We start from the raw sequence: 25,734 nt of genomic DNA, 5'->3' as shown, positions 1-25,734 counted from the left end.
TCCTTCACTAACAATTCGGCGAACCGCCCACCCGCAACCGCCGCCGCTCCAGCGCGCTCCTCCGTCGCACGCAACGCGGCTTACTGAACCCGCAACCGCCTCCCCAACCCCACCTGAGATGGAAGTCATTGCCGATCTTCAGTCCCGCTGCCGTCGAGCTTGAGGCCGGGACGGACTGGCCCACCGGACCTTGAATGCATACCTGCTGGTCGGGTTGTATCAAAGGGCGGGTCGCGGTGCTCCTCTTTGTGGGGGGAGGGATTGCGATGCCTGTGGTGGATGTGCATTGTCACAACTTCAACGGGGACGATCTGCCGGTTCGAGGGTTTGTCCGGCATGTGGGGCTGCACGACGCCGTGGGGAGTGGCGCGGTTGCTGCCCTACTTGATGCTGTGGTGCAGAAGGGGGCCCCGGGGTTTGCCGAGGAGAAGGCTCGGCTTGATTCGTTGCTTGGGGGGAGCACGTTCGGGGACGGGTTGGAGGGGCTGGAACCGGCGGAGCGTTTGATTGATCCGGTTGATCAGCTCGGGGTCGAGGTTGATGCGGAGCTGACTGAGTTGCTGCAGCGCAACCCGGAGCTGGTACGGCGTGCCGGGCAGGAGCTCGCTGAGACTGACGCCGGGATCGAGGAGGGGCTGTTCGACGCTGCGAAGGCCGTGCGGCGAGCGGTGACGTGGGCGAAGCTGTTCACGAAGTCCCGGCTGGATCTCACGGGGGTGCTGACTTCCACCTATCCAGAGGTGGATCTGTTCTGCCCGATGCTCGTCGATCTGGGAACGGCGCTTGGTGACCAGGCGAAGACCACGATTCGGGAGCAGGTCATTCTGCAGGAGCAGATCAGTCGACTGAGCATGCTCGGACAGCTGCCTTGGCCGACCATGGCGCGGGTGCATCCGTTCGTCGGATTCGATCCGCGCCACGAGGTGCGGTCGCGGCGGGCCGGTGACATCGACACCCCGCTGGCCATCGTGAAGGACGCGGTGACCCGGTTCGGGTTCGTCGGCGTGAAGCTCTATCCGCCGATGGGATTCCGTCCGCTGCACAACGTGGCCGTCGGCGATGTGACCGCCGAGGAGGCCGAGGCGCTCAACGACGTACTCGATGAGTTCTACACGTGGTGCAAGGACGAGCAGGTGCCGATCACGGCACATTGCAACAACTCGCAGTACGCCAGCCCGGCGTACCAGGCCGCTGGTCTGGCCGGCCCCGGCGGCTGGCTCGATGTCCTCGGCAAGTACGCCGGTCTGCATGTGAACCTCGGTCATTTCGGTGGCGCCCACGCAGTCGAGCACCCGAACGCCTGGATCTGGCAGATCGCGAACGCAGCCGCGCAGTTCGAGTTCCTGTACGCCGACGTCGGCGATCACAAGATTCATGAGCGCACGCTGTCCGGGCCGTACCTCGACCGGCTGCACGACATGTTCGGCCGGCCCGCGACCGCGGTGATGGGCAAACGGCTGATGTACGGCAGCGACTGGTTCATGCTCGCGATCTACCCGGAGTGGGAGAAGTTCCTGAGCACGTACCGCGACCTCTACCGGGACAAGCTCGGATCGGGTCCGGCCGACGACTTCATGGGCGGCAACGCTCTGCGTTTCCTCGGGTTCGGCGATCCCGGAAACAAGAACAACCGCAGACTCCGGGACCGGTACGAGCGCTATGCGCCCGGTCGTACGCCGGCCTGGCTGGCCCGCCCTGCCTAGCCACGGAATGGACAGGGAGGCCTTCCCATGTCGTGGGACGAAGCCGAGCTCATCGAGATCATCAAGACCCACCCGGCGGTCGCCGACGAGGCATTGGCGGCGATCCAGCAGGACGTCGCCAATCCGCTGAACCTTGCCTCCATCGGGGCGGTGGCAGCGTTCCTCGGCAAAGATGCCGCCGAGCAGTGCATCATTCAGCTTCGCGGCCTCGAGCTTCTCGACGCCTTCGGTGAGGCGCTGCGGGCCCGTGGAGTGGAGATCGACGGTACGGCGGCCGGCGCCGGGCGGATCAACATCGAGGGTATGCACCACTTCCTGGAACGGGCGAAGAGCTTCCGGTGCCGGATCGAGGTGGACAACCGGTTCGCGGGTTCTGGCTGCCTGGTCGGTCCAGGGCTGGTGCTCACGACGTGGCACGTGGTCCGGCGCGAGGGCCCAGGGATCGTGGAGAGCCCACCGCCGCAGGTGACGGTGGTGCTGTCTGACAAGAGCACCCACGAGGCCGCGATCCCGCCGTCGTTCGAGTCGCCGTGCGGCGCCGACGAGTGGAAGAGCATCGCCCCGCGACAGGATGCCGACGTACTGAATCGTCACGATGTCGCCCTGCTCACCCTGCGCAAGCCGGCCGCGCGGCACCTCGGGTTCGTCCGGATGCCGCCGACCGCGCCGCCCGCGACGTCGCGGATGAAGCTGTACCTGCTCGATTTTCCGGCCGGGGTGGACGAAGGGCTGGGCGACGGGACGACCTGGAAGATCCGGGGCGTCAGCGTCCGCCTGCGGCACGACGTCAAGACTGCGGGCGGTTCGTCCGGCGGCGCCTGCTTCAACGATCGGTTCGAGTTCTTCGGGCTGCATCAGGGCAAGACAGACAAGGGCAAGTACGGACGGTTCGTTCCGGCGTACCTCTTCCTCGACGCCGTCGCCGGGCTGATCCAGAAGGACATCTCACCGACCGAGCTCTGGCACCTGGACGGACGGAGTGACCGCCTCGTCATCGGCCGGGACCTCTTCGTCCGAAGCGTTGCCGAGGCGAGCAAGAGCAGTACTCGCGTCCGTGGGATCAGGGTGAAGCGGACCGACGACGACGAGACCGGTCTTGGCTTCTCGTACCGCATTCTCGACGAACTGCTGCTTCGGCAAGGCGGCGCGCAGTTCGCCGTCCGGGTACCCGTCGGAGACGCGGTGCCCGACCTGATGCTGGACATCACGCAACGCGTCGAGGCCTCCGGACTCGCGGTCATCGAGCCGCCGTCGCCGGGTGGGGTAGATCCGGTCCAGGCAGCTCCGGAGGCAGCGGCACGGGACCGGGCTGCCCGGCTCGCGCTCGCTGTGAACGAGGCAGCCTCGAAGCTGGGACGAACAGTGTGGTTCTTCTTCGACGGCCCGTCCGGCCGGATGTCGGACCCGGTCCGGCTGCATCTGGAAGGGTTCATCGCGGCGTGCCTGACGTTGCCGCAGGTTCGGGTCGTCGTCGCCGGTCTCGAGACCGTGCGGCTGGGCGGGCTCGAGTTCGCCACGCCCGATGTCGCCGGCGGTGACGGCCCGGCCGGGCTGGTCGTCGACTACCTCGGCGGGTTCACGCGGGCGGATCTGAAGGACTGCCTGACCCGGGCTGCGACCGAGCTCACCGAGGCGGCTGATCCAGTCGTGATCAACAGTCAGGCCGACATCGCGCTCCAAGGTTTTGTCCCGTTCAACGAGCGGTATGCGGCGAAGGATCTCGGCACAGTGGTCGACAGGCTGCAGCCGTACCTGACACTCCTGCGTGCGCTCGGAGAAACGCCATGACCCAGTACGACGAGGTGCTGCCGAAGCGAGCGGTCGCAGAGCAACCGCCGATCGTTGCTCAAGGCATCGACCAGGCCCGGGTGTACGCCGCCCTGTCCGGTCCGTTCGATCCGGTCCAGGCGCTGCGCAGCATCGATCAGGTGCACACAGCCGGTCCGAGCGAGCTCACCGCGATCGCAGCCGGTCTCTCGCAGGCCTGTGACACGGTCCTGTCCGCCGTCACCGGCCAGTGGCTGATGCGCACCGCCGAACGGCGGCGGATCCTGAACGGTCTCGCGGCCGACGGCCGGGTGCAGAGCGCGGTCGCCTGGCGCTGGGAGAAGGAGCCGGATCAAGCAACCGACGATCTGCTGTGCGCGATCTCGGAAGTCGGGATCTTCGCCGGCGAGGCCATCGCAGCGGCGGTGCGTGACGACACGGACCGCGAGTTGCTCGAGCGGGTTGCTCTCGGGCTCGGCCGGGCCGGGCCGCTCGCGCCGCAGTACGAGCAGGTGCCCCGGGTCAACGCGGCGCTCACCCATCTCGATCTTGTCGCGTCCACCGACCAGAACCGCGGGTTCTTCGGACGTCAGGCAGAGATCGATCGGATCGTGCGCTGGCTCGGCAGTGCGGTTGCCGGACGACCAGCCTCGGCGCTGTACGTCGACGGTCTGCCGGGGATCGGGAAGTCGGCGCTGCTCGAGGAGGTTGCCGCGACCCTGCTTCGACGCGACGACGAGTGGATCGTGGTTCGATTCGACTTCGATCGAGCCGGCCTCGACGTACTGGACTCCGCCGGGCTGACGCTGGAGTTCGCCCGGCAGGTGTCGGCGCAACTTCCCGGTTCCGAGCAACCCATCAAGCAAGCGCGGGAACGGGTGGCCAGTGCGCCCTTACTCAAAGGCGAGGGACAGGAGCGGGTGCCCGAAGAACTGGGTCCCGTGCTTGCGAACGCGCTCAGTAGTCCACCGCGCCGGATCTTCCTGACGCTGGACACGCTGGAGGTACTGCGGGCCCGTGGCGAGACCCATCCCGTCCGGCTGTTCAGCTGGCTGGACCAACTCGCCACCGTCCTCAACGTCCCCATCGCGATCGTCGGTGCCGGACGAGGTGGAGCGCTGAACCGTACGAGTCCGTACGTCGGGGACCAGATCCCGTTGACCGGTCTGGATGCCGACAGCGCCGATCACCTGCTGGAGCGGCTCGATGTCGACCCGGAGTCGTGGGCGGACCTCCGGATCATCGCCGACGGGAATCCGCTGGCGCTGCGGTTGGCGGCGAAGTTCGCGAACGAGCACGGGACCCAGGATCTGCCGAAGGCGCGCGGCCGGGGTGAGCTCGCGGTGCCCTACCTGTACCGCTTCATCCTGTCTCGGCTCGACGACGAGGCTCTGAAGAAGCTGGCGGTTCCAGGGCTGGTCGTCCGGCTGATCAACGCCGAGGTGATCCGCGACGTCGTCGGTCCGCAGGTGGGGCTCAAGCGACTGACGGTCGCGCAGGCGGACGAGCTGTTCGAGACACTCGCGAATCAGCACTGGCTGGTCGAACCTGCGATCGGCGGCTTCGTGCGGCATCGCACCGACATGCGATCCGTGCTCTTGCCACTCCTGTACGACGCGGGTCCGGCGAAGGCGGCACGCATCGACCGAGCTGCGGCGAAGTGGTTCGGGGCGCGCCCGGAGACCTGGTCTGCGGTCGAGTCGGCGTATCACCAACTCCAACTGATGCGCCGTCGGTCCGCAGTACCCCCGATCGACCCCGCGGTACTCGCGCAGTTGGACCCGACGACGATTGCGGAACTCCCGAAGGCAGCGCAGGACGTCGTACTCCTGAGCCAAGGCGAACGGTCGACCAGCTACCGCGGTGAGCGGACCGCACGAGGCCGAGCGCTGGACCCGAACGCGGTCGCCGAACTGCGCGCGATGAACGAGCGCTCGGACTGGCCGGAGGCCAACTACATCTACGACCGCGCGTACGCCGACGCGTCCTTCGACCCGACCGGCCCGGACGCAATCCCGGCCATCACGTTCCTCTGGCGCTCCGGCCGCTGGCGCGAAGCCCGCAACCTGCTGGCCCGGCACGGCGGCTGGGTGCGAGTAAGGGGGACTCATCCGTTCACGCCGGCGGCGAGCCTGCCCTTCATCGACCTGATGTGCCTGCTGGAGATGGGTGGTGAGTTCGACTTCGACGCCTGCGTCCAAGCCCTCGTCGAGGACCCGGAGGGCGGCCGGAATGTGCTGAGGCTCGGGCTCGAGTCGACAGCGGCCGGTGTCGGTGGGGCGCTGCGGTTCGCGTTGCATCGGGCCGGGATCGAGGTTGAGCGGACAGGCAAGTGGTACGACGCGGCCGGCAACGCCGCGGCCTGGTGGGAACAACGGGTCGCCGCCTCATCCCCCGGCGACTCCCTCGGATGGGAGCGCATCACCGGGCAGACCGGTCCGGTGGATCTCGGGAGGGCTGAGGCGTCGGTTCTGGCGGCGCGGTCGTTCGCGGTGTTGTCGCCGTTCGCCGATCTGGTCAGCACGATGAGCCAGCTGCCGGATCACCAATACGTCGGCGCGTGGATGACGTCTGTTGCGGAAGGGCTCGATGTACTGGGATTCCTTGCACCGCAAGGTTCTCAGCCGTGGCACAACTATGGGACGGCCCAGGCGTTGCAGGTGCTGACTGATCTGGGGCTGCTGGCGGAGGCGGTCGGGGCTGCGGCGTACCTCCATGAGGACCCTGATCTGCGGCTGGTGGGGATGGCTGCTGAGCGGTGGCGGCGTACGACTGCTGCATCGTGGTCCTACGGGTCGAAGACCAAGCCAAGAAACTGGGCGCGGGCGGTGGACGTGTCCATCGTGGATCGGTTGGCGGCGTTGCAGGACGGGCCGGATCAGTACGGGGCGGCCAAGGCGCAGCTCGAGGCGTGGTGCCCGGGGTTCACGGCTGACGACGTACTCGGGCTGCTCGAACGACGGGCACCGAAGGTGTTTGCCGACGCGACTCAGGCCGCGCGGGATCGGCATGACGTGACGGGTGCGGCGGAGGTGCTTCTGCGGCGCTACCTGCCGAGTGCGTTCGTGCCAGGGGTGGCAGTGCTGCTGCAAAGGCGGCGTTACAGGATCTAGAGGGGGAAGGGCAATGCCAGACGAAACGCAGCACGAGGCTGTACGACGGGCCCGGGTTGAGGAGAGGCTGCAGAATCCCGCTTTGCGGGAGGTGATTGCGCAGGCGATCGCCGCCGGTGAGGTTCCGCCGGTGCTGGTGTCGGAGCAGGATGCGGAGCTGCTCGACAAAGGCGACGACCTGGAGAGTGTGCTTTCCCTCGATCCGCTGGAGGCGATAGTACGGCGGTTCGGGCGGCCGCCGTTGCTGATCGAGAACGACGAGGTGGTGTTGCAGCCGCTGCCCGAATTCGATGCCGGTACCGACGTGCTGATCAAGGGCGTCGAGCCGTTCGTGAAGTCCGTCGGGCGGGTGGAGTTCGTCAACCACGACATGGAGTGGGGCGGCACCGGCTGGGTGATCGACGAGCCGACCGCCACCAGCCGTGTCGTCGCCACCAACCGGCACGTCGCCAAGCTGGTCGCTGCCCGGGTGGCCGACGGCAGCGGCGTCTTCCTGCGCTCGCCGGCCGGGATCCTGTACAAGGCTCGGCTCGACTTCAAGGAAGAGGTCCACTCCAACCCCGGCGACGCGACACCGATCCTGGTCACCAAGATCATCTACCTCGCCGACGACGCGTCGCCGGACGTCGCGCTGCTCCGGATCGAGGGTGAGCCCGATCTGCCGTCCGCACTGCCGCTGGCCGACGAGGAGGCGGAGAGCGACCAGCGCGTTGCGCTGATCGGGTACCCGGCCTACGACTCTCGGAACGACAAGAACGACCAGGCCCGCTATTTCCAGGGCATCTTCGATGTGAAGCGGTTCGCGCCCGGGTTCGTCATGCAGGCGCTCGGCGGTGGGCAGGCCCTGAGCCACGACTGCACCAGTCTGGGCGGCAACTCCGGTTCCCCACTGATCAGCCTGGAGAACAAGCGCGTGGTCGGACTGCACTTCTCCGGACAATACGGCGTACAGAACAATGCTGTCGGCGTCGGCACGCTGAGGCGGTTGCTGGCCGGTGAGCGGCCGGTGGGCCGGGCCCGGGGCCCGGTCGAGAAGGCACCGACGGAGGCGGCGGACGGGGCCCACGCGGCCACGTTCTTCGCCGGACGAGAGGGGTACGACCCGCGGTTCCTCGGCAAGAAGCTGGCCGCGCCGTGGCCCGTCCTCGATGCCGCGACGGAGGCGACGCTCGCACAGCCGAGTGACGAAGTACCCGACCAGCCGTTCGAGCTGCGCTACACGCATTTCGGCGTCAAGTACCGTGCGGACCGCAAGCAGCCGTTGATGACCGCGGTCAACATCGACGGTGAGCACTCGGTGCGGATCAAGCGCACCCGCGACAAGTGGTTCGCCGACAAGCGGATCCCCGCGGACATCCAGCTCAGCCAGGCCGACTACAGCGATCCCCAGATTGACCGCGGCCACATGGTCCGGCGCGAAGACCCGAACTGGGACGTAGCGGCGACAAGCATCAACGACGCGACCCAGCTGGCGAAGGACGCCAATGCGGACACCTTCCATTACGTCAACGCGGCCCTCCAGCACTCGCAACTCAACCAGGGCAGGCAGCTGTGGCTGGGGCTGGAGAACTACATCCTCGACAGTGCCAGGACCAAGGGTTTCAAGACGTGTGTGTTCACCGGGCCGGTCTTCCGCACCGACGATCCGGAGATCGTCGACGGACTGCCCGTCCCGCGGGAGTTCTGGAAGCTGGTGGTGATGCCGGCGAGTGGAGGTAAGAAGCTGCACGCGACGGCGTACCTGCTCAGCCAAGGGGACATGATCCGCGAGCTGCTCGAGAAGCGGTCGCGGGTGGAAGCGGTCGAAGGTTTCGTCCTCGGTCCGTACCGCACGTTCCAGATCGCGATCGCCGACCTCGCCGACGCGACCGGGTACGACTTGTCCGCTTACATCCCCGCGGATCCACTCGGCCAGGCGCGGATCGGCGACGAGGCCGTCAGCACCCGCGAGCCGGTGTTCGTCCCGCTGGATTCCTTCGAACAGATCGTCACCTGACTCGCCTCTCTCATCCTCCAGGAAAGGAATTAGCCAAGTGGTGAAGCTCGTCAGATGGCAGTCATCACTTCCACGGCCAATTTGCGGCTGCCGAGCCGCGATCTGGCCGCCACCCACGGCGGTGAGTACGTGGTAGAGCAGCGACTCGTACGTTGTACGTCGATCTAAAACACCGGGATGAGCTCGACATAGGCCTCGGGCAGAACGAAGGCTCCGGAAGCACCAACTTCCGGAGCTTATTTCTTTCCCCCGCGCCGCACTACCAGACTTCACGCGACCATCGACAGGCTCCACCTCCAGCCCTCCGCTCTCGAGGTCGCTTCCAACTCCGCAAACCAGCTACTGACGGCCACTTACGCTGCCAATGGCTCCATGGACGTCGTGATCACCGAACTGAACTTCCTCCCTTCGCTTATCAGCGTCGCTCAAGACGCCTTCAAGTCTGCCGGCTCAGGCCACGACACCGAGTACCTCGAACAGATCGCGCGGCTCCCCCCAGCCGTCGTTCCACAGCCGACCGCGGGCGAGGCAGACCTCAACACTCGCTATTACGAGGTCCTATCAGCATTCTCAGCTCCCGTCTTCCAACGGGTTCAGGAGTTGGCAGCAGGGGCTGGACTCGCGCAGACATCACACGATCCTCAAGGCACCATGGACGGATGGCCACCGCCGACGTACAGCGGGAGCGCGGCTGTACCGCGATGGCGTCTTCAGGGCGTTGCCGACGGACCTCTCATCGAAGCCATCATCGCTGTCGGCGTTCGCAGATGGCCGACCGAAAGCTACAACGATCTCGTTCTCGCCCTACTGGTCGCCCGCCTCACCGAATCCAGCCAGCACATGCTGCTGACCAGATTCGTCCCCTGCCGACTCGACGAGCCCTCGCTCCAACAGAAGATCGCGTCTGTCGTCAACGAGCTCGAGGCCATCCTGCCAACAGCATTCGATGATTTCCGCAACTTGAGCGCCCCGCCCCAGAAGCAAGGCCTGTACGCATCCCGCTCGTCGGAGGGACGACTGTCCGATGCCTGAACCTGGACTCGGGACTTAGGTAGCCCGGGCCTCGGACGTGGGCGACGACCGAAGGCGCCGCATCGGCTTGCGTCCAGGAGGGCTGTTGAAGCGGTTATCTCGTGACACGTCTGCATCAAGATCACCGTCGCCTCGGCCCAGTGGAGCGTCGAAACTGGAGGCAGCCGGATTTCGGCACATCCGGTCGCCGGAGCGGCGTGGTCACGGGGCCCGCGACGCAGTGTGTCACGGTAGTCCAGCGCTGGCACTTGCGTGCGCCTGCCGCAGTCGCCGACGCACATGCTCGCCGCGATCGCGCCGACGCACAGGTGTTCCTGGCGTCGCAGCAAGTTGTCGCCCGCAGCGTGCCCAACCGGTGTCGCTCTGAGTCAAGCGCCGCGCGAACCATTGCTGACCTGGTCGCATGTCCCGCGGGTGAGCTTGTCGCCTTCAGCCGTTCCCGCCTGCCGCACATAACGCGAGATAGCACCCTTGTCGACGAGTCTTCCACGCCCATCCCGTCGGGACGTCGAACAGATCTGGGTCCGGCACTCGTACCGGCCATAAGGACAGTCCTGCTTCTGGACAGTCTCGTGAAGCCACATCCGCACATCACAGTGCAGACATTTCGGAGCCATACCAATCCACGCTCTTTCTGTAGGCTCTGCCGGCCGAGATCCTCAGCGCGGCTGATCCACCTTGGACGATGCGACTACGACTTGAGCCGGGCGGAGGAGTTGAGCGCCAAGCAGGTAACCCGGCCTGAGCACGTCGAGAACGTCGCCGTGAGCGTGGCCGTCTACCGGTTCGCTGCGGACAGCCTCGTGCAGCCGCGGATCGAAGGAGCTCTCCTCGGGAACGGCACGTACTCCTTGCCGCCGCAGGATTTCCAGCAGTTCGTCAGCGATACTTTCCAACGCTTGATCGCCTTCTGGCGGAACCAACGACCGGATGCGATCGACGACCAGGAGCACGGATCGAAACACTGGGCCGAGCAGTTGCTCGCCGAAACCCCCGCGGCTGCCCTCCAGTTGCTTGGACAGCTCATCGAGTTGCCGGCCCTTCACCTTGTCCTCGAGGAGCCGACGCTGGAAGAGGTCACGCAACCCGGAGATCTCCTCGAGAAGCTCCGCCAGCGACGGCTCCGTGCGTTCAGACTCCATGACGGGCGATGCCGAGCAGCTTCGCGTTGTGCTTCCAGACCGGCATCCGGTGCAGTACGACGTACAGCGTGACGACAGCGGCGATGATCAGGATCCCGAGGCCGTGGTAGGCGATCAGCAGGAGCCCAACGAACGCGGCGAGCGCCCAGCCGCCGAGACTGGAGTGGAAGAACTTCACCTGCTCGGCCCGTTCGGCCAAGTCGAGGTTCTCGGTCAGAGATGCGCGCAGCGCCTTGTCGTCGTACTTGAGTTTCAAGGCTCGTCCGGACATCTGCTGGGTGACCCTGATCTGCGCCTCCGAGGTGAGGATGTACGTTCCGCCCTGCATCCGCGACCACTTCGTCAGATTCACATCGTGCAGCGCCAGCGCGAGGTAGTACTGGAAAAACTCGACGGCCGGGTACTCCTTGACCACCGCCTCCATCAGTTCGAGCGCCTTCTCAGGTGCGCCCTGATGGATGAGGATGTTCGCGATCGCGGTGCGATACACCGGGTCCCCGGGTTCCAGCCGCAACGCGATCTCGTACTCGTTCATCGCCGGAACCAGCTGCTCCCGCGCGGCGTAGGCTTCGGCCAGGTCGAAGTGATATCCCGCGTTGTTCGGCTGCAGCCGGATGGCCTCGTTGAACTCGAACTCCGCGTCGCCGTACTTGCCCATCAGGAACGACGAGTTGGCCCGGATCGACCAGGCCTCATGATCCGCCCCATTCACCGCGATGGCTTCTCGGGCCGCGTAGTACGCCGAATGGGCGTTGTTCTGCTCGAAGTACTGCCGGGCCGCGACCAGCCAGTCACGATGCTTGTCGTCGGTACTGGCCGGCTCGACGTGCCGCGGTCGTGCCGTCCTGATCTGCTCGTCGAAGCGACGCCGCTTGGCCGGTTCGAGCAGGACGCGCTCGGCCTCCGCCAGATCGCGGATGCGTTGCTCGGCCTGCGCACGTTTGACCGGATCGGCCTGGGCCGCCCGCTTGTTCCACGACCGCCGCTGCTCCCGGATGGCCCGCTTGACCGTCTCGTCATCGGCGGTCTCCGCGATGCTCAGGAGCTCGTAGAAGTTGACCAGTTCCAGTGTGTCCGTCATAACTCAGCCCACCCCTAGTTCTTTGTTCTTACGGATAGCCTCGGCGAGTTCCTCGTCGGTGAGGTTCGCCACGTTGTCGACCTCGAACGTGCCCAGCGATGCACCCGCGGTGAGATCGATGACCTCGACCTGAATGGTCTGGTCGATGTCGTAGTGCAGGACCACCTGAATCGGCGCTCCGGCGTCGTACGGCGGAATCGCGAGCGGCTGTCCACCATCGGGATAGCGCCCCTTCGTGACCAACCGGACATACCCGGGATCCTCGTCGTCCCCCTGAGTGACATGCACCCGGATCGCTGTCTGCCCGTCGTCGGCCGTACCGAAGATCTCCGCACCCTGGCTGGGAATCTTGGAGTTCCTGGCGACGACGATGGTGTTGCACGGGATCCGCTGATCGTTCAAGGCGATCACGCCCAGGCCCTGCGACGTCACATCGCTGATCCGCGGCGCCGGGCCGTCCAGCATCGGCCCATCGGGCCCCAGCAAGTCCGCCTGGATCGCGGCGCCCAAGGCGACCAACTCGTCCACGTTGTCGACCTGGAGCGGTTGCCGGCCGGAGATGTCCGCCACCATTCGTGGCACCATCGGCATCCGCGTCGAGCCGCCGACCAGAAGGATGTTGTCGATGTCGCTGAAGGCCAGACCCATCTCTTCCACCAGCGAGATCATGAGATCGCGGGACTGGTTCAGGAGATCGGCGGTGATCCCTTCGAACACCTCCCGCGTGATGATGATCGACTTGGTCACCCCGCCACCGCTCAGGACGACCCGGGCGGTCGTCGCCTGGCTCAGGACGTGCTTGGCCAACTCGGCCTTGTCCCTCAGGTCAGCCGCGGACTCGAAGGGCTCACTCAGATCCGGTCCACCGGCTTGCCGAAACTGATCGTTGAGCCATTCCATCAGGCGGTTGTCCCACTCGAAACCACCCAGCTCGTGCAGCCCGTCGGTTCCGATCACGTCGAAGTCACTGCCCGCGATGCGCAGCACGGTGACGTCGAACGTGCCGCCACCCAAGTCGAACACCAGGACCGTCTGGTCACCGTGATTGACGAACCCGTACGCCAGCGCTGCAGCGGTCGGCTCGTTCAGCACACGCAGGACGTTCAACCCGGCGATCGTGCCCGCGTCCCTGGTCGCCCGGCGCCGCGCATCGTCGAAGAACGCCGGCACGGTGATGACTGCATCCGTGACCTGACCAGCACCGAGCACCAGCTCGGCGTCCTCTTTCAGCCGGGTCAGGATCATCGCTGAGATTGCCTCGGCACCGTACTGTTCGCCGGTCGAGGTCTCGAACTTCCAGTCCGGGTTGCCCATCTGACGCTTGACGAATTCCACCACGTCAAGCGGCGCGGTCACCGCGGAGCGTTTCGCCATCGAGCCGACGAGGACGGATTGGGCGCCTTCGAACAGCACCACCGACGGAGTGAGCCGCTCACCTTCGCGATTCGACAGCACTACCGGTTTCCCGGTCGGCATGACAGTGGCAATAGCCGAAAAGGTTGTCCCCAGATCGATACCGACGATCCGGCCAACCGCCGTCATCTAGGCCTTGCCCGGATTCATGTGTTTGAATTTTCTGAGCGCGTCGGACTCGGATTCCCGATCGGTGTACCAAGACACCGTTCGGCACTTGTCGCTGCAGGTAATGCAGAAGATCCCCTGCGCCGGACGCTGCTGGCGCCGGCAATCGCCGCAATAGTAGACCTCGTTCTCCGCCACCGCCGTGATTCCTTCCCAGTGGTTTCTATCAACTGTGGATCCGAATGGAGGACCGCCCGGACCGCCCGAACGGACCATTTCCGGGCAGCCCAAGCAGCTCGTCTCCGGCGCCCCAGAACGCCGGACATCGCCACCTCGCCGGCCGATCAGGCTGGCTGTACGGCGTTCACTTCCGCTGTGATGTCTCGCTCGCACGCCGCCTGGCCTCGGCGATCAGGGACTTCTTCCGCTCCTCTTCAGCCTTGGCGCGGCGCCGTTCCTGCTCGCGCGCATACTTGTCGAGTTGAGCCTGGTCCGCTTGGCGGCTCTCACCCGATACCGGCTGCGGTGGTGGTAGATCTGCCATGACAACTCCCTCTTACGGATTTTCTTTACGACACCCGCGCGGTCATTTGCTTTGCGGGCACTTGGGAATCTGTGAACAGCGGTGGTCGGAGAAGTTGTTGACGCGGGCTTCCTTACACCAGGCACATTGACACGTACAAGCCATGATTCACTCCTCAGGTCCGCTCAGGGAATCGCTTCCGTTTTGCCACGACGACACCCTGAGCTCCAGTAATAGCCGTGGCATTCATAACTGACGGACAGGCGGCCGAGCCGGCCGCAAGAGAAGACGATGACTTCCTGTGATTGACATCTACAGGGAGTCACTGTTTGGTGGACCCTTGGGGGGATCGCACCGGCCGGCGAAGCAGCCGGCCGACACGATCCATGACGTGCGATCAACAGTTGATTTGCGGGGCGAACCAGAACATGAGTCCAGTCCAGATCCCGGCCGAGCCGAAGCAGTGCCAGATCACGATGCCCACCTCCTCGGTGGTGAGTAGGGAACTTCTGCCCCACTCACCGATCCCGATTCGCGTCATGACGCAGGTCCGGGCATGACTGCCCGAATCGACCTGTTGGCAAAGGAGCTGAACGATCTGCATCGCGGTCGCGGCCTGTATGCGCCCGACGTGGTGGACCGTCTCGGTCGTTTCCTGTCCGCGCTGATATTCGGCGACAACGAGCCCGACGAGGCACTTGGGCGCGGCTTGATCAGTGCTCATCTGTTCGACGCGGCGCGGACCCTTCGTCCTGATCTGGAGAAGGTCTTTCTGGCCGGGCTCGGCGTCGGTGACGACTCGCCCTATCTGACCACCCGGCTGGAGAACGTCGGCCTCGAGCTCGACCGCGGCCCGCGAACCATCATCCGCAGGCTCCGCGAGGCGAACCGTGCCGTCGCGCAGGTTCTGGAGCGCCGGACCAAGCTCAGTGACGATCCGAGCCCCTTCAACGCGAGAGGCTGGTACGTCGACCGAATCGAGTCGCACGCCCTCATCGGCGACCGTCCGCGGTTCATCGGTATCCGCGACATCAGGGTCACCCACGACGGTGTGGCGACCCTGTGTGAGTCCTTCAGCGTTCCGCACCTGCCTGACGGACCGGACGGCACACAGATCCACGTCGAGGCCACCGAGGGCTGCGAACTGCTTCAGGTCGATCGGTACTCGACCAGTTCATGGCTCCTCACCATGCATCTCCCCCGGGCCTTCAACACCGGCGAGACACACCGGGTCGGCGTCAGCGTGACGATGCCGACGCGTGGCTCTATCCGCCCGTACAACGCACTCGTCGCAGTCCGGCGTACGCGCTCTTTCCAAGCCACCGTGCAGTTCGAGGACGATGACGAGTCGAGACACGTCTGGCGATACGACGGTGTGCCGCCGCCCGTCATCGAGGACGCCCAACCGACCGCGCACCACCTGACTCCCAATGGCGACCACATCGTGGTCGCCGACTGGCCGGATGTCCGGCAGGGACTCGCCTACGGCATCGGCTGGGCCTGAACCAGCGCAGGGATCAGCAGATCGTCCAGCACATCGCCGATCGCGCACTGCGGCTCGGCGCCCAAGACCTCCAGTGCGGATTGACGTAAGGCCGCATCCGACGGCATTCCCGCAAGAGTCAGTCGCCGAAAGCGCTGCCGGAGGTCGCTGACCGCCACCACGTCCGCGTGCTGTGCCTGCTGCGACGATGCTCTGTCGTAGGCATCGTCCAGCGGTACCAGGCAGGTCTGCAACGGATGCAGGATCTGGTCGTTCACCCAGGGCTTGCCTGCCACCCGGCCGGCGGTCTGGATCACTGCCTGGATGTCGCTCATCAACTCGGCCCGTGCGGTCGTCGTACCAATGCCACGCAGCACCCCGTCGTGCGAGCTCTTCTCGTTGCACCAGGCATCGACCGGCCAGGCCGAGCTGGCGCGGCCGTCCCTGCAGGCATAGCCACGCATCATCCGGAACAACGTCTTCAGCCAGCCGGCTTCGGTGCATTCGTCCAGAGCTTCGTTCACCCGGCCGGCGGCGCCGTCGTTGCGGGTCGGCTTGGCCGGCAGCCCACGGCGTACCCGTGCCTCGCGTTCGCAGTCCGCCACCTGCGATTCGACGATGCGGCGCACATAGCCGGGCCGCTCAGCAATCATCTCGAGTGACTTACCGAGCTTCTCGAGCCGGCGAAGCACGCGGGCGTAGACGTCATGCATGATCCCCAGGCAGTCCGAATCGCGGCAGAGCTGGTGCACCATCGCGATGGTCGAGCTGTACGGCGCATCCCGCGTCGGACAGGCGGGCTGGCCGGCGGCCACATGTGCGCGTCGCCGCAAGGTCGCTGTCCCGAACCAGACGAACTCGGCAAGCAGTGGATCAACAATGCCAGACATGCTCGGTGAGCCTCCCCCAACGAACCCGCGGCGCCAGCAGATCCGGTCGCCGCCTTGCGGTCCATCGTCAGACCCACGCTCGCCAGAGCCTCGGGTTCAGGGGGAACTGTCAGCTATTTGTCCGGTCTCGCCGTCAGAGGTCTGCCAGCACCAGTCGCCCGGTGGGACGTTCGGCGATCTCGTCGTACTGCAGCCACGGCGCCATCGCCACCGATCCCCACGGCATCACGATCAGCGGCGGTGGCGACAACAACACTGCAGAGGAACGTTGTTCGTCTTCCGGCACTGGATACTCTCCGCTGAGCGCCTCGGTCAGCATGGACTCCAACGGACCACTGGCGACGCCGGGATCGTCGGAGACGTACGGCACCGACTGAGCCCGGATGACCTCGAGAAGCTCAGCCATCAGCCTGCAGTCCCCCAACCTTGAAACAGCCTCGATGGCCAACGCATGACCGGTCATCACGTAGGTGGCGAGAGCTGATCGATCCTTGCTGTCCCCCCTGGCATACCTGAGCTCCTGCGCAATGGTCAGGGCTGCGACGGCCGACTCGACCGCTTGATGTGGCCTCGGGACATGCGACAACCACAGCTGGCCGGCAGCCAGCGCCGCGCCGATCGCCGCCGAGTGAGCGCCTGCCTCCAGTTCAGCTCGCCAGATCTCGTCCAGCCGTAGCGCCCCGGCCTCTGGATGCCCGCGCACGACTTCCACAATCGCCTCCGACTGCTCGAGCATGGTCGAGATCCCGCGCGGGAAGCCGCCGGGTGGGTCGGCCTCGATCTCCGTGAGCAGCACCCGACCGGTGTGCAAATCATCCGCTGCGTCCGCGACCCGCCCGAGCGCACTGTTGATCCGGGCCCGCAGGGCATAGGCAGCGATCATCAGATGCGCCTGGAGCATTGGGTCGAAGTCCTGGATCGCGCAATCGAGCAGCTCGATCTCCTCCTGCCCACCGGTGCCCGCTCGCATCCGGGTCAACACCGAACTCAGCATCCGTACTGCAGCCAGGTCGTCACCCGGCATGCTCCACGGGCCGGTAACGGTCCCGAGGCCGGCGATGACGTAGCGGAAACGCGTTCTCTGCTCCTCGTCGTCGACCACTTCGATCAGCGGCCAGGCGCGCCGTGCGAAGTGTTCGCCGGTTCTGGAATCCGAACGCATCACCGCACATTCCATCTGGCACAACAGCCACTCCGCCTGAAAGTAGGGTTCGACTTCGCCGAGGCGGTGTTCACCCAGGTTCAACTGCACGAGTGCGGCAGCGGCATCGTTGTCCTGGATACAGATGCCCGCGGCAACGATGTGGATGTGTGGCGGGAGCAGGCCATCGGGGGCCCAGCCGGATCGCGACAACATCCTGTCCAGCAACGGACGCATCCGCTTGGCCGACCCATCGATCCGGTGCAGGTACTCCACTGCCCTGAACTGTGCGGCGTACGCCTCCTGCAGTAGATCGAGGTCGGGCGACGGTTCGCTGATCTCGACCAGGATCGCGGCCTGCCACGACCACTCTGCCTCCGCGATCGGCTGCTCGAGATCGGCATACGCGATGGCCAGGTTCACCGCGCAGCCGATCTGGTCCTCGGGTTCGGTCACCATCGCGAAGGCCGTCGTCCAGTCGTCGACGGCGGCCGACACCTCGGACTCAGGACGCGAGCGGGCGCGCTCGAGATACGCGTCCGCGACCGTTTCCCGGTCGATCTGATCGGCGTGCTCAATGATCCAGGTGAGGTCCTCGACACCACGAATTTTCTTGGTCGACGTCGCCCGCACGATCAGGGCCCAGGCCATTTCGGGACGCGGCGAGATCCGGACGAGTTCGCAGACCGCGTCCAAACAGCTGAGCGCGCTGGCAGTCCACTCGTCGTCGTCCTCGGGCGCCATTCGGCGCAGGTACTCGAGCAGCTCCTCCGCAAGCGCCTCGCGCCACACGCCCGGCTCGGCTGCCGTGTCGGTGACAGCGACCATCCGTCGTACGACGTGGCTGGTTTCCTGCCCCGACGCAATCAGAGTCTCGAATCCTGCGAACAGATCCTCGAGGGCGGTCTGGACCTCCTCGTCGGACCGCGTCATGGATTGGTCTCCGGAGCCAGGTAGGTTGCGAGAGACGCCCAGAAGAAGGGCGAAACCTCCGGAGTCGGGCGCTTCTTCCAGGTACACAATTGCTGGACCTGCCAGGCGCGAAGAGCGTGCACAGGCTTGGCGCTGCGATGCGCGTGCAGTACGGCGCGCGCCAGTCCCGTGGTCGGGCCTGACGCGTCGGCCGGTGCATCGGCAGGCAGGGCCCATCTGGTGCAGGTCACCAGGTGCGCGCCCGCGTTGACGGCCGCCACGGGCAGTCCGCTCGCCTCCATGAAGCGGGCGTCATCACTGCCACAACCGATCAGTGCGACGCGTGCGGGCGCCGGCCAGGTTTGTGGCTCGGCCAGCCATTTCGCCGCGGTCAGCTTGTCGGCCTCTCCCCTGCGCTGGAACACCAATGCGGTGGCCGCCGGCTCGTCCTGATGACCTGCTGCGATGTGACCGAGGTACAGGAGACGTGACCATGGGGTTCCGGTCAGCGCCTCGCCGGCCATCTCCGCGCTCATCGAGTAGTCGCCGGGGGCGACGGCATCCGCCGCAAGGTCGGTGACGAGCCCGACCGGGAGTCCGCCCGGATAGATCGAATAGTCCTGACGTGCGGTGTTGCGGGGCGGACCGGCATCGACGATCGCCAGGCCGGCTCCTGTCGGAGTGAACGGCGCCGCCGTACGGACCCGGGTCGCGATGATGCCCGGTGACATCGCTCCGACCAGGACGGCAGCCTCGATCAGCCGTCGGTTGTCCGAGTCGATCACCAGTGCCTCCCACGGCAGGTTGGCGAGCCAGCCGCGGGTAGCCACGTAGAGGGTATGGGTCCCCGCTTCCAGCGCTTCGCGCAGCATCGGTGGGAGCAGACGTCTTCCCAGCAAGGTGGCGAGCCCGCGTTCGTGGTCCGGGTCGAGTAGAGCGCTCTTGCCAGCAAGCGGAGGGATGTCCATCGCGGCATGTTCCTCGTTGCGGGTGTCGCGGATGATGCCCGCGTCGACCGCGCTGGTGCCGGTGCCGTTGTTCAGTAGCAGCGACCAGGCGACATCATTACCGACCGGCTCCAAGGTGAGCCGCCAGACGTGGATGGTCATTCCGACCTCGGCGCATCCGCGGCGTACCAGACTTCGGCGGCGCTCGGACCAGCGGGACCGCCGCTCGGGTCGAGCACAGGAAGCATGTCGGCCTCAGCCGAGCCATTCGGTCGCCAGACGTTGAGCGGCGCGCCGCCACCGGTCGCCCACTGCCCCAAAGCCCTGCATTGTTGTGCTTCTGGTCCGCCGACGCCGTTCGGTAGTCCGCCGTAGAACGTGGCGGCACGAGTCAGCGCCTGCGAGGCCGTGCTGAGCAGGTAGTCCCGCGATCGTCCGGCGGCGGCGAGGCGGAGCGCGCTCAGTCCTCTGGCCGCCCACCGTGCCGCGCTCGCGCGATCCGCGGCAAGTCCGATCGGAGCCCGGTGGCGGACGCCGCGGGCGTGGACGTCGATGAACAATGCCGTTTCGGCGATCCGGCTGATGTGTTGCAGCACCGCCGGGTCGAGTTGGTGCGTGCCCATCCATGCGTCGCTCTCCGCTCGTAGTTCCAGGTCGATGCTTGCCAAGGGCAACGGCCAGGAGGAGGCGTACAGCGTCGCCTGCAGCCGGCCCGTCCGGTCCGCCGCCGCGGCCGGAGCCGCGAGGACGGCCGCATGCGGGGCCGGTGGGAAGACGTCCACCACGACGGACAGTGCTCCGCCGCGGATCGACCACGACACCGCCTCCTCATGGCGAGCGGTCGCACGCGGTGGTATCCGGTCCCAGTCGACCGGCCCGTTGCCGTGCCACGACGGCAGGTCACCGTGGCCCAGGTCGTCGGCGGGTTGCGGCCGTAGCTCGTCCAGCACAGCCCAGGCTCCGTCCGGATCGGCACCGCTCAGCCCCCAGGCGGAGATCGCGGTCAGCAGCTCGATCTCGTGGACGACATCGGTGTGCAGCCGGCCGCCGGGCTCCAACTGGAGCTCGGCGGTGCGCAGACCGGCCAGGATCACCTCGGCGACTTCCGCCGTACGGCGAAGATCCGAATCCGTGCCACGAGCTCTTCCGGACCACTCGATCAGGGCCGGGACCCAGTCGAGGATCGCCAACGAGGTGTGATGGTCGGGGTCGAGGAGTTCGGTCAGGTCGGCCTCGAGGACGAGTTGCTCGACGACGACCAGCGGCAGGTCGAGCGAGACCGGGCTGCGCTCATGTAGCCAGCGGAGGATGCCGAGTCTGACGAGGGCGTCTCGTTCAGGCGATGCGACCAGCTCGGGCGCCGGGACGCCGACCCCACGCGCCGCGTCGGCGACCGCCGTACCGAAGAGGGTCTCGGTCGTCTCGGCCGGTTCACCGGTGAGCCGGAGCTGTGGCGCGTCGTGAGGTGCCATCGGGTCGACGACGAGCACACCGTCGGTCAGCGCGATGAACACGAGACCGGCGGCACCGACCGGTTCGGGACCGATGACGATGGCGCCGTCCGGGGCGGTCCGGACCTCGATCTCGTCAGGCATCGCCGTCCTCCTTGGTGAACAGGGTCGGGAACTGGTCGCGCAACTCGTCCGGTGTCAGCACGAGTTCGCTCCAGGCCGGCCCATACTTGCGATGCACGAACCCGATGTACTCGCTCGCCGTACCGGTGCGCAGCGGCTGGTGTTCGACCAGCACTGCATAGGACCGATTACAGCGCTTCGTCGACGGCGGATCGGTGGGTGGTTCGAGTATCCACTGCGGCACCACCTCGGGCACGGCCTTGTCGAGGGCTGGACCGAGCAACCGGTGGACGTCGGCCGCAGTCAGTGCCGGCCGGTCGTCCCGCTCGTGCGCATGCAGACCCATCCAGACCTTACGGACCAGTGCCATCGACAAGACTTCCGAGTACTCGCCGACATCGCCCTGCCTTGCCGTCAGCTGCTTCCCGGCTGACGAGCATCCGAACCACACTCTGACCTTGGCCGCGACCTCGAGCGTCAAGGACTCGTCGACCGGCCCGGCAGCGACCGGACGCGCCTGTTGCCGGTTGTTCCACACCTGTACGGCGTCCGCGAGCCGACCGGCATCGGCCGATGCGATCGAGATGCTGCGCAGCGCGGCCCGGTGTTCAGGTCGCAACAGGCCGAACCCGGCGCAGGCGCGACGGACCTCTTCGTCGGCGCATGTGCGTGAATCGTGCCGGCCGGTGCCGATGAAGTGCAGCCGATAGCGTCCGCACACGCTGCGATCGGTGCCGAGCTGCCAGGAATTCTCTCGCCGGGCATGGACGAACGGCGGTCGCTCATCGCTCCCCAGACCGATCGACGACGCCCGATCCCGATGCGGCGAGTCGTCCCACTCACGGTGGTAGCTCTCCAGGTACTGCGTGACGAACTCGTCGTCGGTCAGTCGTTCCCGACGACCGGTGAACCTGCGCAGCAGGTGTTGCGCCACCTCCTGCGGAGCGAGCCGAGCCGGCGGATCCTGAACGTACGCCGCACCGACAACGCTGCTGACCGGTTCGCTCAGTGCGCTGCGGCTGACCTTGATCCCCCGCTCCGCGGCGAGCTCGACCGCCGTGACAACGATCCGCAACTGGAGGTCCACAGCCTCGGCGATCAGCGGACAGTGCTTGTCGATCATCGCTTCGGCGATCGGCAGCAGATCGGCGCCCAGTGGATCGGTCGGCTGTGGCGTCCGGCCCGCCTCCCAGCGCGCGAACACGATTCGGCTCGCGATCTGCCGCAGGACATCGGTGCGTTGCGCTCCCGACCCTCTCGCCAGGCGCTGCGTCCACTCCGGCCCGCTCAACAGCTCGGACAGCAGGCTGTGCACGGTGGGTGTCGGTGTCATCTCGCCCCCGGTCGTCTGATGGTGAATCTCTGTCAACTGACGGACACGCCGACGACGAAGCCGCCGGCCCGCTCCGTCAGCAGCTCGATCCCGCTCCCGCCGTACGACGGTTGCCAGTCGAGCGCAATACCCTTGTCTTCCAGCGGTTCGTCGACCAGCAGAAGCTGCTGACCGGCTGCCAGCGTGAAGTCCCGCACCTCAACCCTGTTGCTCTGGGCAACATCTGGGTCGATTCGGGCGGCGTAGCCATCGGAGATCAGGTAGACCGGCAGCCCACCGGAGACGGCGATCGCGCCGGTCCGTTCAGGTGTCAGGACAACCGCGGCCGACTGGACGGCGACAGCGTCGAGAACCCTGCCTTCCCGGGCCAATCGGGCTCTGGCCTCGCTCAGCATGGCGACCGGATCCTTGCCGTCGGTGAGACAGGCGTCAACTGCCAACTCAGCAAGCGCGGTCGGGCCGATCGCTCGGGCGAAAAGGATGGCGACCGCGCCGGCTACGTGCACCACGAGCGCGGAGTCCGAAGTACACGTCAGACGCCAGCCGTTGACGCCGACGGCACTGGCTCGGCCGAGCTGAGGACGGGATCGCAGGCTGATGATCATCGGCGGTACCTCCAACGGCGCCAGAGCGCCCGCAACAATCGGACCAGTGGGCCTCGCGGGGGTTGCTGCGGAGCTTGCTGGGCAGCTTCGCGGGCGGCCAGCGTGCGTTCCAGATAGGCGCGCGCCCACGCATCGAGCTCAGGGTGTACGGCCGCTCCTTCCAGATCAGCCTGTGGAGCAGTGAGCACCATCACCGCATGGTGGGCGGCGGCATCGACGTCGTTCGGAGTCGACGCCAGACTGCGGAACCATTCGACGTTGGTCGACCGTGGCGTCAGGCAACTCGCGGCCTGTTCGGCGAGCGCGTGGCTGCGCCGCCTCGACAGGACCGCGCTCAAGAGGTGAGGCACCAGCAGATCGTCCGTCGGCATCTGCCCCACCGCCGGGCGCCGGGCCATCAGTTCCAACGCGACCTGAACCAGGTGCCGCCACCTATCGCCAAGCTGCTGCAGGTCCTGGTGTTGCGGCCTGTGGGCGAGAATCTCCAGCGCCGACGACTCGAAGAGCCTGGTGACGATCGTGCCCGCCTCGGGATCGCCGTGCAGAGCCTGCGTGGCCAGCACGCCCAGCCCGACCCGATCGCAGTTGCGGCCGTGGAAGTCCGGCGGCGACTCCGGATCGAGGCACCAGATGAGCTCGGCCGCCGCGCGGTGCTCATTGATCAGGTTGAGCCGACGACGTTCCTGTACGTCGACGAGCCCTACGACCTGAGCCGAACAGGCCTGTTGTGCCCAACCGACAAGGTGCTCCAGATCGCGACCCAGCACCAGCCGGACTGTGTCCGCCCAGTGCGCACCCATGGCCGCGGCCAGCTCGCGTGGACCGGCGTACGTTGTGCCGGCGAAGGTGAAGGTGTGACCGCGCTCCGGCGTCTCGACGGTCGGCGGAGCCGGCTCGGGCCGCGACGGGACATCCGGCACCGGCTCACCGGCGAGCCAGCGAGCGATCTCGTCGGGCCCGAAGCGGAGCGAGCTGTCGCGGACCAGTAGCCCCTGGGCGAGCCATCGCCAGCGGTTATCAAGACCTTCCGGAATCTCCGGATCGCGCTGTGCGAGCTCCGCCCGAATGGTCGCGGGGCTGTGGAACTGTCCGTTGGGGCGTTGGTACGGATGCCGGCCGGTGCCGAGCTCGACCAGGGACATGCCTAGCGACCAGTAGTCCTGCGGGCGATGGACGACGGTCCCGGCCTCAGGAGCCTGGTACGCCGCAGTCGCGTGCCGCCCTGGCCGGGCTGGATCCAGCTCGTCGACGAGCACGACGGACTCCGTGTCGCTCAGTTCGATGCGGAGCTGATCGATGCGCTCGACCAGCAGGTTGGCCGGCTTGATGTCGCCGTGCACGGCGAACCTTCCGTCGGCTTGTTCGGCGTGCAGGATCGCGAGGGTGTCGGCGACCTGCCGAAGGATCGCCTCCAGCTCCTTCGTGGTGCGTGGTGTTCGCGGCCACGCACCCCCGGCTGCGAATACCTCGTACACCGAACGAGCCGGGCGGTACGGCATCAGCTCGAAAGCGATCCCGTTCTCAAGGTGAGTACGCAGCAGCGGGGTCAGCGAAGCGCCATTGGTCCGGCAGTTCTCCCAGGCGTCCCAGATGCGCCGGCGATCATCGCCACGGCTGCGATAAGCCTTCACCACGACCTCGCCATACTGCGCGGTCGTGAAGCGGGTGATCCGGGCGTGCTCGCTCCAGGGCAGCTCGGTGCCGTCACCGAGGTCCTGCCAGCTCGGTGGATGGCTCGGTAGCCCCTCCTCGTGGTCCGCGCGGTCGGCCTCCGTCGGCGGCGGACCCTGGCCGTTCGGCGTCGCGGCGGACGGCGGATCGATCTCGGTCGCCGGTGGAGATGGCGGCGACGGCAGGGTGGTGGTCATCGGCGCCCCGCGGGATCGTCGAGGATGGCCAGCGACAGGTAGCAGTTGCGGGCCAGCCGCAACGACCCGCGGGCCTCCAGACGCTGCGGCCCGAGTCCCCGGATCGGAGTCTCGTCGACGAAGGTGTTGTTGGTGGATATCTCGTCCACGATCAGGAAGTGATCGTGGAGCACGCTGACCTGGACGTGGTTGCGGGAGACGTTCGGGTAGTTGTCGAGCAGGTGCGCGAGCGGGCTGTCCGCCGTCCGTTGCCGCCCGAGGACGAAGTCGTTCCTGGCGATCGTCATCGCTCGGCCGTCCAGGTTGACGAGCACCTGGACCTGGTGGTCCGCAACCGGCGTGACCGGCTGCGAGGTGCCGGAACTCTGGATCGGCTGTGGTTCGGCCCAGCTGACCTCGTCGGCCATCCGTTCGTGGCCCTCGATGCAGGCGGTGGCCCACTCGTCCGCGAAGCCCTGGCCACAGTGCGCGCAGGTTAGTCCTGCCATGACGTGCCCCGGAAGGAGAGTCCGGCCGCGGCTGCGCGCCGGACGAGTTCCGTCAGTACGCCGGGCGTGGGGATGCCGATCATCCTGATCTCGCCGTCGGCGACGTCCAGCTGGATCCGGCGCCGGTCCGGCAGCGGACCATCGACGTACCGGTCCTTGCCGAGCGGGGTCAGCGCGATCAGCTGCTGGTTGTCCGAGCCGCGGAGCGGGAGGTGGCCGGCCTCGGCCTGGACGAAGGGTTCGGTGATGATCGCGTCCGCGCCCGCAATCATCGCGCGTCCACGGCTCAGCACCCACCGGGCGGAACGGCCGGTATAGACGAGGATGTCGACCATCGGCCTGGTCCGGCGGACACCGGCGATCAGTGCTTGCAGGGCTTCCGGTTGGTCGGTGGGCTCGCCGCCGCTGATCGTGACGCCGTCGACGTCGTCGAGCGAGCCGAGCCAGTCCAGAACGTCGCCGACCTGCCTGCGGGTGGACCCCGGCGTACCCCAGGTGTCCTGGGCGACGCAGCCGGAGCAGTGGATCGAACACCCCTGCATCCAGATCGCGGCCCGGTCACCGGGGCCCAGCGCCTGCACCGGGAAGGCCGTCCGGCTGATCAGGATCTGCATC

Annotated in this window: 20 protein-coding genes; 6 read left to right on the top strand and 14 right to left on the bottom strand. The window is 66.6% G+C overall.

What is annotated here, in order from left to right; translation table 11 throughout:
• The first annotated feature begins 266 nt into the window (after positions 1-266).
• From E1263_RS10460 to E1263_RS10440, 5 genes are all read left to right on the top strand, one after another.
• A complete protein-coding gene (locus E1263_RS10460; RefSeq protein ID WP_165956568.1) occupies positions 267-1,703 on the top strand; it encodes an amidohydrolase family protein in 1,437 nt (478 codons plus the stop codon).
• A gap of 27 nt (positions 1,704-1,730) precedes the next feature.
• Positions 1,731-3,491 (top strand): trypsin-like serine peptidase, encoded by a 1,761-nt coding sequence (locus E1263_RS10455; protein WP_132167014.1) that lies wholly within the window; start codon positions 1,731-1,733, stop codon positions 3,489-3,491.
• On the top strand, positions 3,488-6,583 hold the full coding sequence (locus E1263_RS10450) for an ATP-binding protein (RefSeq protein ID WP_132167013.1): 3,096 nt from the start codon (positions 3,488-3,490) through the stop codon (positions 6,581-6,583). Before E1263_RS10455 ends, E1263_RS10450 begins: the two co-directional genes overlap by 4 nt.
• A gap of 13 nt (positions 6,584-6,596) precedes the next feature.
• The gene (locus E1263_RS10445) at positions 6,597-8,579 is read left to right on the top strand and encodes a DNA/RNA non-specific endonuclease (RefSeq protein ID WP_132167012.1); all 1,983 of its coding nucleotides are present in this window, start codon (positions 6,597-6,599) and stop codon (positions 8,577-8,579) included.
• Between the two features lie 372 nt (positions 8,580-8,951).
• Complete coding sequence (locus tag E1263_RS10440; RefSeq protein ID WP_132167011.1) at positions 8,952-9,611, top strand: hypothetical protein; 660 nt, start codon at positions 8,952-8,954, stop codon at positions 9,609-9,611.
• 659 nt (positions 9,612-10,270) lie between these two features.
• Here the strand turns inward: E1263_RS10440 and E1263_RS10435 are convergent.
• The 5 genes from E1263_RS10435 to E1263_RS10420 form a co-directional block, all read right to left on the bottom strand.
• The gene (locus tag E1263_RS10435; RefSeq protein ID WP_132167010.1) at positions 10,271-10,753 is read right to left on the bottom strand and encodes a nucleotide exchange factor GrpE; all 483 of its coding nucleotides are present in this window, start codon (positions 10,751-10,753) and stop codon (positions 10,271-10,273) included.
• On the bottom strand, positions 10,743-11,834 hold the full coding sequence (locus tag E1263_RS10430; protein WP_132167009.1) for a tetratricopeptide repeat protein: 1,092 nt from the start codon (positions 11,832-11,834) through the stop codon (positions 10,743-10,745). Before E1263_RS10430 ends, E1263_RS10435 begins: the two co-directional genes overlap by 11 nt.
• 3 nt (positions 11,835-11,837) lie before the next feature.
• Entirely contained in the window at positions 11,838-13,376 is a 1,539-nt protein-coding gene (locus E1263_RS10425; protein ID WP_132167008.1) for an Hsp70 family protein, read from the bottom strand.
• The gene (locus E1263_RS42650; RefSeq protein ID WP_165956567.1) at positions 13,377-13,553 is read right to left on the bottom strand and encodes a hypothetical protein; all 177 of its coding nucleotides are present in this window, start codon (positions 13,551-13,553) and stop codon (positions 13,377-13,379) included.
• Positions 13,554-13,719: 166 nt separating this feature from the next.
• Complete coding sequence (locus E1263_RS10420; RefSeq protein WP_132167007.1) at positions 13,720-13,899, bottom strand: hypothetical protein; 180 nt, start codon at positions 13,897-13,899, stop codon at positions 13,720-13,722.
• Between the two features lie 535 nt (positions 13,900-14,434).
• Here E1263_RS10420 and E1263_RS10415 point away from each other — a divergent pair.
• Positions 14,435-15,382: a hypothetical protein gene (locus E1263_RS10415; RefSeq protein WP_132167006.1), complete on the top strand. Its 948-nt coding sequence runs from the start codon at positions 14,435-14,437 to the stop codon at positions 15,380-15,382.
• Here E1263_RS10415 and E1263_RS10410 read toward each other — a convergent pair.
• The 9 genes from E1263_RS10410 to E1263_RS10370 form a co-directional block, all read right to left on the bottom strand.
• Positions 15,361-16,251 carry a hypothetical protein gene (locus E1263_RS10410; protein ID WP_132167005.1) on the bottom strand — a complete coding sequence of 297 codons (891 nt, stop codon included), beginning with the start codon at positions 16,249-16,251 and terminating at the stop codon, positions 15,361-15,363. The genes E1263_RS10415 and E1263_RS10410 overlap by 22 nt on opposite strands.
• Positions 16,252-16,384: 133 nt before the next feature.
• Positions 16,385-18,325, bottom strand: a complete 1,941-nt coding sequence (locus E1263_RS10405) for a hypothetical protein (protein ID WP_132167004.1) — start codon at positions 18,323-18,325, stop codon at positions 16,385-16,387.
• Positions 18,322-19,413, bottom strand: a complete 1,092-nt coding sequence (locus tag E1263_RS10400) for a CHAT domain-containing protein (RefSeq protein WP_132167003.1) — start codon at positions 19,411-19,413, stop codon at positions 18,322-18,324. Before E1263_RS10400 ends, E1263_RS10405 begins: the two co-directional genes overlap by 4 nt.
• Positions 19,410-20,846, bottom strand: a complete 1,437-nt coding sequence (locus E1263_RS10395) for a hypothetical protein (RefSeq protein WP_132167002.1) — start codon at positions 20,844-20,846, stop codon at positions 19,410-19,412. The genes E1263_RS10400 and E1263_RS10395 overlap by 4 nt, the downstream gene beginning before the upstream one ends.
• On the bottom strand, positions 20,839-22,158 hold the full coding sequence (locus tag E1263_RS10390) for a hypothetical protein (RefSeq protein ID WP_132167001.1): 1,320 nt from the start codon (positions 22,156-22,158) through the stop codon (positions 20,839-20,841). The genes E1263_RS10395 and E1263_RS10390 overlap by 8 nt, the downstream gene beginning before the upstream one ends.
• Before the next feature lie 32 nt (positions 22,159-22,190).
• A complete protein-coding gene (locus tag E1263_RS10385) occupies positions 22,191-22,763 on the bottom strand; it encodes a hypothetical protein (protein ID WP_132167000.1) in 573 nt (190 codons plus the stop codon).
• Entirely contained in the window at positions 22,760-24,631 is a 1,872-nt protein-coding gene (locus tag E1263_RS10380; RefSeq protein WP_132166999.1) for a protein kinase domain-containing protein, read from the bottom strand. The genes E1263_RS10385 and E1263_RS10380 overlap by 4 nt, the downstream gene beginning before the upstream one ends.
• Positions 24,628-25,119, bottom strand: a complete 492-nt coding sequence (locus E1263_RS10375; RefSeq protein WP_132166998.1) for an FHA domain-containing protein — start codon at positions 25,117-25,119, stop codon at positions 24,628-24,630. The genes E1263_RS10380 and E1263_RS10375 overlap by 4 nt, the downstream gene beginning before the upstream one ends.
• Positions 25,107-25,733: a 4Fe-4S single cluster domain-containing protein gene (locus tag E1263_RS10370; protein ID WP_132166997.1), complete on the bottom strand. Its 627-nt coding sequence runs from the start codon at positions 25,731-25,733 to the stop codon at positions 25,107-25,109. Before E1263_RS10370 ends, E1263_RS10375 begins: the two co-directional genes overlap by 13 nt.
• Between the last annotated feature and the right edge of the window lies 1 nt (position 25,734).

Source organism: Kribbella antibiotica, assembly GCF_004349055.1.
Taxonomy (GTDB): domain Bacteria; phylum Actinomycetota; class Actinomycetes; order Propionibacteriales; family Kribbellaceae; genus Kribbella; species Kribbella antibiotica.
This window is presented reverse-complemented; position numbering and strand designations above follow the sequence as displayed.